An 11974-nucleotide genomic window follows, 5' to 3' on the forward strand; every position below is an offset into this window, starting at 1 on the left:
GGAACGCTTCATGGACCAACCCGCTTCCGCCCCGGCCGCCGTTCCGCCCCTGCTCGAGGTGCGCGGGCTGAAGACCCATTTCTTCACCCGCGCCGGCGTGGTCAAGGCGGTCGACGGCGTGGATTTGTCGCTGCGGCCCGGCGAGATCCTCGGCCTGGTGGGCGAGTCGGGCTCGGGCAAGAGCATTACCGGGTTTTCGCTGCTGGGGCTGGTCGACGCCCCGGGCCGGGTGGTGGAAGGCGAGATCCGCCTCAACGGCGAGGACTTGCGGCAGGCCGCGCCGCAGCGCTGGCGGGCGCTGCGCGGCAGCGATATCGCGATGATCTTCCAGGATCCGATGATGACGCTGAACCCGGTGCTGCGGGTCGACACCCAGATGATCGAGACCGTGCTGGCGCACCGCCGCGCCACGCGCGCCGAGGCGCGGGCGCGCGCGCTGGAGGTGCTGACCAAGGTCGGCATCCCCTCGCCGCAGGAACGGCTGCGCGCCTATCCGCACCAGCTGTCCGGCGGCATGCGCCAGCGCGTGGCCATCGCGATCGCCTTGCTGAACGCGCCGCGGCTGATCATCGCCGACGAGCCCACCACGGCGCTGGATGTGACCATCCAGGGCCAGATCCTGTACGAAATGCAGAAGTTGTGCCGCGAGACCGGCACCGGGCTGGTCTGGATCACCCACGACCTGGCGGTGGTGGCCGGGCTGGCCGACCGGGTGGCGGTAATGTATGCCGGCCGGGTGGTGGAAACCGGGACGACCGCCGATGTGATCGGCCGCCCGCTGCACCCGTATACGCATGGCCTGATCGCCTCGATCCCCACGCCGCGCACGCGCGGCCAGCCACTGGACCCCATCCCGGGCATGACGCCGTCGCTGTTGAACCTGCCGCAGGGCTGCGCCTTCCGCACGCGCTGCGCGCGCGCCACCGAAGCCTGTGCGCAGGCGCCCCAGGCGGTCGAGCATCGTCCCGGCCATTGGGCCCGCTGCTGGCACGCAGGAGAACCCTAGTGCAGACCGCCGCGCCCGTTTCGCCGCCCCTGGCATCGCCGCAGGACGCTGCGCCGGCGGCGCCGATCCTGTCGTTGCGCCAGGTGGAGCAGCATTTCGTGCAGCCGGTCGACCTGGCCGGCCGTATCGCCAACCTGTTCGGCGCCGGCCTGAAGACCCTGGTGGTGCAGGCCGTGGCCGGGGTCGACCTGGACGTGCATGCCGGCGAGGTGATCGGCATCGTCGGCGAATCGGGCTGCGGCAAATCGACGCTGGGGCGGATGGTGTCCGGCATCCTGCCGCCCACCGGCGGGCAGGTGCATTTCAAGGGCAGGCCAGTGGCGCAGCTGCCGGCCGCCGAGCGGCGCGCCTACGAACTGGGCGTGCAGATGATCTTCCAGGATCCCTACGCCTCGTTGAACCCGCGCATGCGGGTGCTGGACATCATCGGCGAGGCGCCGGTGGCGCACCGCCTGATCCGTCCGGGCGACAAGGCGGACTACGTGGCCGGCCTGATGCGCCAGGTGGGGCTCGATCCGGCGTATGCCCAGCGCTATCCGCACCAGTTCTCGGGCGGGCAGCGCCAGCGCATCGGGATCGCCCGCGCGCTGGCGCTCAAGCCGTCGGTGATCGTGTGCGACGAGGCGGTGGCGGCGCTGGACGTGTCGATCCAGGCCCAGGTGCTGAACCTGTTCGCCGACCTGCGCCGCGAGCTGGACCTGACCTATCTGTTCATCAGCCACAACCTCAGCGTGGTGAGCCATATTTCGGACCGGGTGGCCATCATGTACCTGGGGCGCATCGTCGAGCTCGCGCCGACCGAGGCGGTGTTCTCGCGCGCCAACCACCCGTATACCCAGGCGCTGCTGAAGGAGCTGCCCGATCTGCGGCCGGGGCGACGCGATTACCAGCCCATCAAGGGCGAGCTGCCCTCGCCGCTGGCGCCGCCCACCGGCTGCGCGTTTCATCCGCGCTGCCCGCACGCCATGCCGCGCTGTTCGGCCGAGCGGCCGCTGCTGCGCGACATCGCGCCGGGGCATGCCAGCGCCTGCCACTTGAACGACCAGCCGGGCATGGGCGGCGCGCCTTCTGCATAGCGGCGCGCTCCCGGCGGTATGCTACAAGACCCGAATACAAGGCCCTTTTCCCGCAGAATACCGAGCACTGCCATGAAAACCCTAGACGAAATCGAACGCGCCCATGCCGACCTGACCGCGCTGCGGCGCGATATCCATGCCCATCCGGAACTGGCGTTCCAGGAAACGCGCACTTCGGCGCTGGTGGCGGAACGGCTGCGCAGCTTCGGCATCGAGGTGCACACGGGATTCGGCAAGACCGGGCTGGTCGGGGTGCTCAAGGCCGGCAGCGGCGCCAGGAAGATCGGCCTGCGGGCCGACATGGACGCCCTGCCCATGCCTGAACACAACCGCTTCGCGCACAAGTCGACCGTCGCGGGGCGCATGCACGGCTGCGGGCATGACGGCCACACCACCATCCTGCTGGGCGCCGCGGAATACCTGGCCCGGCACCGCAATTTCGACGGCACCGTGCACTTCATCTTCCAGCCCGCCGAAGAAGGCGGCAATGCCGGCGCGCGCGCCATGATGGAAGACGGGCTGTTCGACAAGTTCCCGTGCGACGCCGTGTTCGGCCTGCACAACATGCCCGGCATGCCGGTCAACCAGTTCGGTTTCCGCAGCGGGCCGGCCATGGCCTCGAGCAACCGCTGGGACATCACCATCCGCGGCGTGGGCGGCCACGCCGCGCAGCCGCACGGCGCGGTCGACCCCATCATCGTCGCGGCCGACATGGTGCATGCGCTGCAGACGCTGATCTCGCGCAGCAAGGACCCGCTCGAATCCGCCGTGCTGTCGATCACCCAGATCCATGCCGGCGACGCCTACAACGTCATCCCCGGCGAGGCCGTGCTGCGCGGCACCGTGCGCACCTATACCGTGGACGTGCTGGACAAGATCGAGGACGGCATGCGCCGCATCGCCACCACGCTGCCGCAGGTGTATGGCGGCACGGGCGAGCTGGATTTCGTGCGCGCCTATCCCCCGCTGGTGAACTGGGAAAAAGAGACCGCCTTCGCCGCCCAGGTGGCGCGCGAGGTCTTCGGCGACGAGCAGGTCAATTGCAATATCCCTGCCTTCATGGGCGCCGAGGATTTTTCCTTCTACCTGGAAAAAGTGCCCGGCTGCTACCTGTTCCTGGGCAACGGCGACGGCGATCACCGCATCGCCACCTATCACGGCATGGGGCCGTGCCAGTTGCACAACCCCAACTACGATTTCAACGACGCGCTGCTGCCCGTGGGCGCCACCTACTGGGTCAAGCTGGTGGAGGCGTTCCTGCCAGCCAAGTGAGGCGCCGGCGGCGTCCACCTATATGACGCCAGGCTTTGTGCAAACGTCGATAACTTCGTTTGAGTCGCCTGGCGGCCTTTGCATAATGGATCGCTCTGAATCCCGGAGCGATCCATGTCAGTTGCCAGCAATGCGCTGCGCCGCGATGAAACGGCCGGCGCGCCCCCGCAGGATTTCGATATCCGGCCGTTGCCCGGCGGCATCGGCGCGGAAATCACCGGCATCGACCTGGGCCTGCCGCTGAGCGCGGGCGACTTTGCCCGTGTGCGCCGCGCCCACCTGGACCACCATGTGGTGGTGTTCCGCGACCAGCGCATCACGCCGCAGCAGCATATCGATTTCAGCCGCCGCTTCGGCCGGCTGATGATCCACGTGCTGCACCAGTTCCACCTGCCCGGCCACCCGGAGATCCTGATCGTCTCCAATATTCTCGAGGACGGCAAGCCGATCGGCCTGGGCGACGCGGGCAAATACTGGCATTCGGACATCTCGTACAAGCCGCTGCCCAGCCTGGGCTCGCTGCTGCATGCGCAGGAGCTGCCCGCCGAAGGGGGCGACACCCTGTTCGCCGACATGCACCTGGCCTATGACACCCTGCCCGCCCATCTGCGCCGGGCCATCGAGGGCCGGCGGGCGGTGCATTCCTACCTGGCCAAGTATGGCCAGCTGCAGCAGGAAGGCAACTGGCGCCCCAACCTCAGCGCCGAGCAACTGGCGCAAGTGCGCGAAGTCGTCCATCCGGTGGTGCGCACCCATCCGGAAACGCGCCGCCAGGCGCTGTTCGTCAGCGAAGGCTTCACCACCCGCATCGAGGGCATGCCCGCCGACGAAAGCCGCGCCATCCTGGACGAGCTGTTCGCGCACAGCATCCGCCCGGAACACATCTACCGCCATGCGTGGCGCGCGCACGACCTGGTGTTCTGGGACAACCGCTCGCTCATCCACCTGGCGGCCGGCTGCCCGCCGCACCTGCGCCGCAAGCTTTACCGCACCACCATCGAAGGCGATACGCCGTTCTGACCATGAGCCAAACTCCTGCAACCAAGCAACGCCTGGCCCGCTACCTCAGCGCCGCCGTGCTGGCCGTGCTGATCGCCGTGCTGGCGCTGCTGGCGCCGACGCCGGCGCTGGCCGAAGGCCGGCTGCGCATCGCCGAACAATACGGCATCGTCTACCTGCTGTTGAACGTGGCGCGCGACCAGCAGCTGATCGAGAAGCACGGCAAGGCGGCCGGCGTGGATATCGAGGTCGAGTGGGTCAAGCTGTCGGGCGGCGCGGCCGTCAACGACGCGCTGTTGTCCGGCGGCGTGGATATCGCCGCGGCGGGCGTGGGCCCGCTGTTGACCATCTGGGACCGCACGCGCGGCCGCCAGAACGTCAAGGGCGTCGCCTCGCTGGGCAATTTCCCGTATTACCTGGTGACCAACAACCCCGCGGTGAAAAGCATCGCGGACTTCACCGACAAAGACCGCATTGCCCTGCCGGCGGTCGGCGTGTCGGTGCAGGCGCGGGTGTTGCAGCTGGCCGCCGCCAGGCAATGGGGCGATGCGCAGTTCGCCCGCCTGGACGCGATTTCGGTGGCCATGCCGCACCCGGACGCCACGGCGGCCATCATCTCGGGCGGCACCGAGATCACCGCGCACTTCGGCAACCCGCCCTTCCAGGACCAGGAACTGGCGCAGAATCCACAGGCCCGCATCGTGCTGAACTCCTACGACGTGCTGGGCGGCCCGAGCTCTTCCACCGTGCTGTTCGCCACGGAGAAATTCCGCGACCAGAATCCCAGGACCTACGGGGCCTTCCTGGCGGCCTTGCAGGAAGCCGCCGAGTTCGTGACCGCGCACCCGCAGCAGGCCGCCGATGCGTACCTGCGCGTCACCGGCGCCAGGCTCGAGCGCGATTTCCTGGTCAAGGTGATCACCAACCCGGACGTCTCCTTCACGCTGCAGCCCAATAACACGCTGGTGCTGGCCAAGTTCATGCACCAGATCGGCGCGATCAAGAACCAGGCCGCGAGCTGGCGCGACTATTTCTTCGACAGCCCGGCGATCGGGCAGGGCAGCTGATATGCCGGCGGCCGATCCGCTGCTGCAGGTGCGCGGCCTGACGCTGGAATACAAGACGCCGCAGCGCCGCGTGCGCGCCACCCACGAGGTCAGCTTCGATGTCTACGACGGCGACCGGTACATCTTGCTGGGCGCTTCGGGCTGCGGCAAGTCCACGCTGCTGAAGGCGGTGGCCGGCTTCGTCGCGCCCGCCGCCGGCCAGGTGCTGCTGGACGGCCGCGCGGTGACGGGGCCGGGCCCCGATCGCATCGTGGTGTTCCAGGAGTTCGACCAGCTGCCGCCGTGGAAGACAGTGCTGCAGAACGTGGCTTTTCCGTTGACCGCGGCTCGCCGGCTGGCGCGCGCCGAGGCGCGCGAGCGCGCCCTGCATTATCTGGACAAGGTAGGCCTGGCGGCCTTCGCCGACGCGTATCCGCACACGCTGTCCGGCGGCATGAAACAGCGCGTGGCGATTGCGCGGGCCCTGGCCATGCAGCCGCGCATCCTGCTGATGGACGAGCCGTTCGCGGCGCTCGACGCGCTGACCCGCCGCAAGATGCAGGAAGAGCTGCAGGCGCTCTGGGAGGAAGCGCGCTTCACGCTGTTGTTCGTGACGCACTCGATCGAAGAGGCGCTGGCGCTGGGCAACCGCATCCTGCTGCTGTCGCCCCATCCGGGCCGGGTGCGGGCCGAGCTCAATGCACACCAGTTCGACCTGCGCGGGCAAGGGTCGGCCGCATTCCAGGCGGCCACCCGCCGCATCCACGACTTGTTGTTCGATGTGCCCGCGGAGCCCCAGCGGGCCGCCGCCTGAATCGCTGAATCGACGAGGACCGTCCATGAGCACTACCGCACAGGGCATCGTGTTGCGCCCGGAGGTCGAGCACGCCTTGCCGCCCCTGCCCGGGCTGGCGGCCGAGGCGCCGCTGCCCTGGCATGAACGGCTGCGCCAGCACGCGGCGCTGCGCAAGACGGTCATCCTGCTGGCGCTGGCCCTGCTGTGGGAGGCCGCCGCCCGCTATACGGGCAACGACCTGCTGTTGCCGGGCGCCTGGCAGACCGCCCAGGCGTTCGCGCGCGGCCTGGCCGACGGCGAGCTGCCGGCGCGCGCGGCGCAGTCGCTGGCGGTGTTGCTCAAGGGTTATGCGGCCGGCATCGCGCTGGCCTTCCTGCTGACCACGCTGGCCGTTTCCACGCGCCTGGGCCGCGACGTGCTGTCGACGCTGACGGCCATGTTCAACCCGCTGCCCGCTATTGCGCTGCTGCCCCTGGCCCTGTTGTGGTTTGGCCTGGGCGAAGGCAGCCTGGTGTTCGTGCTGATCCACTCCGTGCTGTGGGCGCTGGCGCTGAATATTTATTCGGGCTTCCTGGCCGTGCCGGAGACCCTGCGCATGGCCGGCCGCAATTACGGCCTGAAAGGCCCGCGCTATGTCCTGGGCATCCTGGTGCCGGCGGCCTTGCCGGCTATCGTGGCGGGCCTGCGCATCGGCTGGGCCTTCGCCTGGCGCACCCTGATCGCGGCCGAGCTGGTGTTCGGCGCATCGAGCGGCCGGGGCGGCCTGGGATGGTTCATTTTCCAGAACCGCAACGAACTCTATACCGATCGGGTCTTCGCCGGCCTGGCGGCGGTGGTGATCATCGGCCTGGCGGTGGAGAACCTGGTGTTCAACACGCTGGAGCGTGTCACGGTGCGCCGCTGGGGCATGCAGCGCTGAACTGGCGCCGGGCCCGCCCGGGCCCGGCGCGGCGGGTTTACTTCACTTCAGGCCCAGCGCGGCCGCCACGCCGGCGGCGTAGTCCGGGTCGGCCCGCCGGAAGTGCTCCAGCTGGCGGCGCTGGATGTATTCCGGCACGCCCGCCATGTGGCGGGCGATGTTGCCGAACAACTGCTGCTTCTGGTCGTCGTTCATCAGGCGGAACAGCGCGCCCGGTTGCGAGTAGTAGTCCTCGTCGACACGATGGCTCCAGCGGTCGGCCGGCTGGCCGTCGAGCGCCAGCGGCGGTTCGGCGGCCGAGGGCGCCTCGAGCCATTCGCCGGCGCTGTTGGGCTCGTAGTTGACCGTGCCGCCGTGGTTGCCGTCGACCCGCCCGGCGCCGTCGCGGTGGAAGCTGTGGAACGGACAGCGCGGCGCGTTGACCGGCACCTGGTGGTGGTTCACGCCCAGGCGATAGCGGTGCGCGTCGCCGTACGAGAACAGGCGGCCCTGCAGCATCTTGTCGGGCGAGAAGCCGATGCCGGGAACCACATTGGCCGGGGTGAAGGCGGCCTGCTCGACTTCCGCGAAATAGTTCTCCGGGTTGCGGTTCAGCTCGATGGTGCCGACGTCGATCAGCGGGTAGTCGGCGTGCGGCCAGACCTTGGTCAGGTCGAACGGGTTGATGTGGTAGGTGGCGGCGTCGGCCTCGGGCATGACCTGGATCTTCATGGCCCAGCGCGGGAAATTGCCCTGCTCGATGTTGTCGTACAGGTCGCGCTGCGCGCTCTCGCGGTCGTGGCCCACCAGCTCGGCGGCCTGCGCGTCCGTGAAGTTGGCGATGCCCTGCAGCGACTTGAAGTGGAACTTCACGTAGAAGCGTTCGCCTTGCGCATTGATGAAGCTGAAGGTGTGCGAGCCGAAGCCGTGCTGCTGGCGGTAGTTCTGCGGCAGGCCGCGGTCGCTCATGACGATGGTGACCTGGTGCAGCGATTCCGGGTTCAGCGACCAGAAGTCCCAGGCGGCCGTGGCGCTGCGCAGGTTGGTCTGCGGGTCGCGCTTCTGCGTATGGATGAAGTCGGGGAATTTCAGCGGGTCGCGCAGGAAGAACACCGGCGTGTTGTTGCCGACCAGGTCCCAGTTGCCTTCTTCCGTGTAGAACTTGATGGCGAAGCCGCGCACATCGCGCTCGGCGTCGGCGGCGCCGCGCTCGCCCGCCACGGTGGAAAAGCGGATGAACAACGGGGTCTGCTTGCCTACCTGCGAGAACAGCCTGGCGCGCGTGTAGCGCGTGATGTCATGGGTGATGGTAAGCGTGCCGTACGCGCCCGAGCCCTTGGCGTGGACGACGCGTTCCGGGATGCGCTCGCGGGCGAAATGCGCCAGCTTGTCGATCAGCCAGACGTCCTGCAGCAGCACGGGGCCGCGCGGCCCGGCGGTAAGGGAATGGTTGTTGTTGGCGACCGGGGCGCCGGCGGCGGTGGTCAGAGTCTTGTCGGTCATGGCGATTCCATCTCGTAATGGCGGCAAGCCGCGGTGATCGGGTGCCGGCCCGGGGCAGGCACGCATCAATGATAGGAGCGAGATATGACCGAGGGGAAATTGATTTATTGACTCTTGACAATAAACAAAAACTAACAAGCCTGCTATGTCGATAAATTCTACATAGCAGGCTCGGGATGGCAGGCGGCGCCGGATACCCGCGCGGGGCTAGCGGCTGGCCGCCTGGGCCGTCTTGCGCTCGAGGTTGCGCGTGATGGTCCATTGCTGGGCGATGGACAGGGTGTTGTTCACGCACCAGTACAGCACCAGGCCGGCCGGGAAGAAGAACATCATCCCGCCGAACACCAGCGGCATGATCATCATGACCTTGGCCTGGATGGGATCGGGCGGCGTGGGGTTGAGCTTGATCTGCAGGAACATGGTGGCCATCATCACCGCCGGCAGGATGAAGTACGGATCGCGCACCGACAGGTCATGCACCCAGAGGATCCAGGGCGCGCCGCGCATCTCGACGCTGGCCAGCAGCACCCAGTACAGCGCGATGAACACCGGGATCTGCACCACCATGGGCAGGCAGCCGCCCAGCGGGTTGATCTTCTCGGTGCGGTACATCTCCATCATGGCCTGGTTGAGTTTCTGGCGGTCGTCGCCGTACTTTTCCTTCAGGGCCTGCAGGCGCGGGGCGACCTGCTTCATGCGCGCCATCGAGCGGTAGCTGGCGGCGGCCAGCGGGAAGAACACCGCCTTGATGATCACCGTCAGGGCGACGATGGCCCAGCCCCAGTTGCCCAGCAGGCCGTGCAGCCAGGTCAGCAGCGAGAACAGCGGCTTGGCGATGATGGTCAGCCAGCCGTAGTCGACCACCAGCTCCAGGCCCGGCGCCAGCGCGCCCATGGCCTTCTGGTCCTGCGGGCCGACCCACAGGTGCGAATCGACCTGGGCGGTGGCGCCCGGCTGCACCGCGCCGACGGCCTCGATGCTGCGCGCGGCGTACAGGTTGGGCTGGACTTGCAGCAGCTCGTTGGTGCGCGGCTTGCCTTGCGGCGGGATCCACGCGGTCGCGAAGTAATGCTGCACGATGGCCAGCCAGCCGTTGTCGGCCTGGCGGATGTAGTCGCCCTTGTTCTTGGCGATGTCCGAGAAGGTGATCTTCTGGAATTTCTCTTGTTCGGAGTAAACCGCCACGCCCGTGAAGGTATGGTAGAAGCTGGACGTGTCGGCCGGATCGTTGCCGTCGCGCTCGAGCTGCAGGTACAGCGAGGGCGACAGGGGTTCGCCGGCGGTGTTGGTCAGCGCGTGCTGGACGTCGATGTCGTAGCGGCCGCGATGCAGGGTGTAGGTCTTGGTGACTTTCAGGCCGCCCGATTCGGCCTCGAAGGCCACCTTCAGGGCGTCGCCGGTGAGCTCGCGCTCGCTCGACACCAGGCGGAACGGCGTCTGGTGGGTGGGGAAGCTCTGGCCGTTGGGCGCCCCGACCAGGCCCGACTGCACCACGTAGGTCAGTTCAGGCGAGCGGTCGAGCAACACGGTGGGCTTGTTGGGCTGGCCGGCGGTCGGGTACTTCAGCAGTTCGGCCCGCACCAGTTGGGCGCCGGTGGTGTCGAAGGTCAGGCGCAGCACGTCGGTCGTGATCACAACCTGCTCGGCGCGCGTCGGCGCCGGGGTCGTGGCGCCCGGCACCGTGCTGGGGGCGGCGGGCGTGGTGGGCACCGACGGCGTGGAAGCCGGCGCGGGCTGGCCGTTGGCGGCCGTTTGCTGGCCCGGCGCCTGCGCGGCGTCGCTCGCGGGGGGCGTACCAAACAGCGACGGCTTGCCGGTATGGATTTGCCAGTTGTTCCACAGGAGCAACAGCGAGAAGGAGAAGATCATCCAGAGGATGGTTCGTCGGATATCCATGGTGCCTACGGTTGTATACGGGCCGGCCGAAATCGGGACGGCAAACCCGCGAGTTTAGCGTCAATCGGGACCAGTGCGGCGGTCATGCGCGCAGCACGCGGTCCCGGCGGAGGGGCGCGGCGCCGGGACCGGATCATGTCCGCCCGGCGACCAGGGGTGGCAGCGGCCGATGCGGCGGGCCGCCAGCCACGCCCCGCGCCATGCGCCGTGCTGCTCGATGGCCTGGATGGCATAGGCCGAGCAGGTCGGGGTGAAACGGCACTGCCGGCCGAGCCAGGGGCTCAGGAAAAACCGGTAGAACCGGATCGGCGCGATGAACAGGGCCTTCAGCATGGCCGTACTCGCGCAAAGTGAGCGTCCACTTCGGCGCGTGCCAGGCGCTTCAGTTCGGTCAGCGAGACGGCCGCGGCCTTGCTGTGCAGGCGCACCACGTAGTCTTGCGGCGGCAGGTCCAGCCGGCGGTGCCGGAATGATTCGCGGATGACCCGCTTGAGGGCGTTGCGCGTGGTGGCATGCGCGGCGTAGCGCTTGGCGATGACCATGCCCAGCCGCGCCTGGCCCGCGGGCGGGCTGGCCGGCGGCGCGGCGCTGAGAATGAAGAAAGCCCCTCGGGCCAGTCGCCGCCCTTTCAGGGCGGCGGCGAACTCGGAGGGGCGATGCAGCCGCGCCTCGGGAGGAAGCGTGGCGCGCGGCATGGACGACCGGTGGGGCGATGCGCGAAGAGCGGCAGCTACCGGTTGCGGCCTTAGACGGCCAGGCGCTTGCGGCCCTTGGCGCGGCGGGCGTTCAGCACGGCACGGCCGCCACGGGTTTTCATGCGCACGCGAAAGCCGTGGGTACGCTTGCGGCGGGTAACGGAAGGTTGGTAGGTGCGTTTCATGGACGATCCACAAAAAGAACAACGTCAGAAGGGACCTGCCCGACGGGTTCCCGGCCGGGGCGTGCCCCGGCGCTCTTCGCGGCTGGCGGTGGCCCCGCCGCACGTAAAAGGAACCTTCTGACAGACAGAATTCGGAAAAGCCCATCATTTCAGCAAGTTTTCTCTGCCTTGTCAAACAGTTACGCCCTGAACCCAGGGACGTAACAGTCCCGGCCTGTGGATAACCTACCCTCAGGCAAGGTAGAATCGAGGTTTGAATAAGAGCGACATGAAAGAATTCTGGCAGACCTGCGTCAGTCGTCTTGAGCAGGAACTCCCCCCTCAACAGATCAGCGCCTGGATACGGCCGCTGGTGCCACTTGCGTTCGACGAGACGCAGGCAGTTTTGCGCGTAGCCGCGCCCAACCGCTTCAAGCTCGATTGGGTGCGCAAGAACTTTTCTCACCAGATAGAGGCCCTGGCGGCCGAATGGTTCCAGCGGCCGGTGCAGGTGGCGTTCGAGCTGCCGGCCAGCGGGGCGGCCCCGCGCATGCCGGCCGCGTCGCCGGCGCCCGCGCCCGCCGCCGCGCCATCCGCCCCGGCGTCCGCGCCGGCGCAGGCGG

The 11974-nt window shown here is 68.2% G+C and carries 13 protein-coding genes; 8 read left to right on the forward strand and 5 right to left on the reverse strand.

Annotated elements, in window-relative coordinates; genetic code table 11:
- Positions 1–10 precede the first annotated feature (10 nt).
- The 7 genes from CAL24_RS23885 (at position 11) to CAL24_RS23915 (ending at position 7114) form a co-directional block, all read left to right on the forward strand.
- Positions 11–1006, forward strand: coding sequence for an ABC transporter ATP-binding protein (locus CAL24_RS23885; RefSeq protein ID WP_028353885.1), 996 nt, complete (start codon positions 11–13; stop codon positions 1004–1006).
- Positions 1007–1035: 29 nt separating this feature from the next.
- Positions 1036–2082: an ABC transporter ATP-binding protein gene (locus CAL24_RS23890; protein ID WP_094808129.1), complete on the forward strand. Its 1047-nt coding sequence runs from the start codon at positions 1036–1038 to the stop codon at positions 2080–2082.
- 72 nt (positions 2083–2154) lie between these two features.
- A complete protein-coding gene (locus CAL24_RS23895; protein ID WP_028353883.1) occupies positions 2155–3354 on the forward strand; it encodes a M20 aminoacylase family protein in 1200 nt (399 codons plus the stop codon).
- Positions 3355–3468: 114 nt separating this feature from the next.
- Positions 3469–4374, forward strand: a complete 906-nt coding sequence (locus tag CAL24_RS23900) for a TauD/TfdA dioxygenase family protein (RefSeq protein WP_028353882.1) — start codon at positions 3469–3471, stop codon at positions 4372–4374.
- Between the two features lie 2 nt (positions 4375–4376).
- Complete coding sequence (locus CAL24_RS23905) at positions 4377–5420, forward strand: ABC transporter substrate-binding protein (RefSeq protein ID WP_094808101.1); 1044 nt, start codon at positions 4377–4379, stop codon at positions 5418–5420.
- 1 nt (position 5421) lies between these two features.
- A complete protein-coding gene (locus CAL24_RS23910) occupies positions 5422–6213 on the forward strand; it encodes an ABC transporter ATP-binding protein (RefSeq protein WP_094808102.1) in 792 nt (263 codons plus the stop codon).
- 25 nt (positions 6214–6238) lie between these two features.
- Positions 6239–7114: an ABC transporter permease gene (locus CAL24_RS23915; RefSeq protein WP_094808103.1), complete on the forward strand. Its 876-nt coding sequence runs from the start codon at positions 6239–6241 to the stop codon at positions 7112–7114.
- Positions 7115–7156: 42 nt separating this feature from the next.
- Here the strand turns inward: CAL24_RS23915 and CAL24_RS23920 are convergent, their stop codons facing one another.
- The 5 genes from CAL24_RS23920 to rpmH form a co-directional block, all read right to left on the reverse strand.
- On the reverse strand, positions 7157–8596 hold the full coding sequence (locus CAL24_RS23920) for a catalase (RefSeq protein ID WP_094808104.1): 1440 nt from the start codon (positions 8594–8596) through the stop codon (positions 7157–7159).
- 207 nt (positions 8597–8803) lie between these two features.
- Positions 8804–10492: a membrane protein insertase YidC gene (gene yidC / locus CAL24_RS23925; protein WP_094808105.1), complete on the reverse strand. Its 1689-nt coding sequence runs from the start codon at positions 10490–10492 to the stop codon at positions 8804–8806.
- Positions 10493–10552: 60 nt separating this feature from the next.
- Positions 10553–10825: a membrane protein insertion efficiency factor YidD gene (gene yidD, locus CAL24_RS23930; protein ID WP_028353876.1), complete on the reverse strand. Its 273-nt coding sequence runs from the start codon at positions 10823–10825 to the stop codon at positions 10553–10555.
- On the reverse strand, positions 10819–11187 hold the full coding sequence (locus CAL24_RS23935; protein WP_028353875.1) for a ribonuclease P protein component: 369 nt from the start codon (positions 11185–11187) through the stop codon (positions 10819–10821). The genes yidD and CAL24_RS23935 overlap by 7 nt, the downstream gene beginning before the upstream one ends.
- A 50-nt stretch (positions 11188–11237) precedes the next feature.
- Entirely contained in the window at positions 11238–11372 is a 135-nt protein-coding gene (gene rpmH, locus CAL24_RS23940; protein WP_003800771.1) for a 50S ribosomal protein L34, read from the reverse strand.
- Positions 11373–11640: 268 nt separating this feature from the next.
- Between rpmH and CAL24_RS23945 the strand changes: the two genes are divergently transcribed.
- Positions 11641–11974: DnaA N-terminal domain-containing protein (locus CAL24_RS23945; protein WP_283162983.1), on the forward strand; the 334-nt coding region annotated here is incomplete at its 3' end.

Origin of the sequence: Bordetella genomosp. 2 (assembly GCF_002261345.1) — a bacterium.
Lineage (GTDB): Bacteria > Pseudomonadota > Gammaproteobacteria > Burkholderiales > Burkholderiaceae_B > Bordetella_A.

Coding starts and splice junctions, on each gene's coding strand:
- rpmH (WP_003800771.1), bottom strand. CDS start 11,372: ATGAAACGCACCTACCAACCTTCCGTTACCCGCCGCAAGCGTACCCAC.
- CAL24_RS23920 (WP_094808104.1), bottom strand. CDS start 8,596: ATGACCGACAAGACTCTGACCACCGCCGCCGGCGCCCCGGTCGCCAAC.
- CAL24_RS23915 (WP_094808103.1), top strand. CDS start 6,239: ATGAGCACTACCGCACAGGGCATCGTGTTGCGCCCGGAGGTCGAGCAC.
- CAL24_RS23910 (WP_094808102.1), top strand. CDS start 5,422: ATGCCGGCGGCCGATCCGCTGCTGCAGGTGCGCGGCCTGACGCTGGAA.
- CAL24_RS23935 (WP_028353875.1), bottom strand. CDS start 11,187: ATGCCGCGCGCCACGCTTCCTCCCGAGGCGCGGCTGCATCGCCCCTCC.
- CAL24_RS23885 (WP_028353885.1), top strand. CDS start 11: ATGGACCAACCCGCTTCCGCCCCGGCCGCCGTTCCGCCCCTGCTCGAG.
- yidD (WP_028353876.1), bottom strand. CDS start 10,825: ATGCTGAAGGCCCTGTTCATCGCGCCGATCCGGTTCTACCGGTTTTTC.
- CAL24_RS23900 (WP_028353882.1), top strand. CDS start 3,469: ATGTCAGTTGCCAGCAATGCGCTGCGCCGCGATGAAACGGCCGGCGCG.
- CAL24_RS23905 (WP_094808101.1), top strand. CDS start 4,377: ATGAGCCAAACTCCTGCAACCAAGCAACGCCTGGCCCGCTACCTCAGC.
- yidC (WP_094808105.1), bottom strand. CDS start 10,492: ATGGATATCCGACGAACCATCCTCTGGATGATCTTCTCCTTCTCGCTG.
- CAL24_RS23895 (WP_028353883.1), top strand. CDS start 2,155: ATGAAAACCCTAGACGAAATCGAACGCGCCCATGCCGACCTGACCGCG.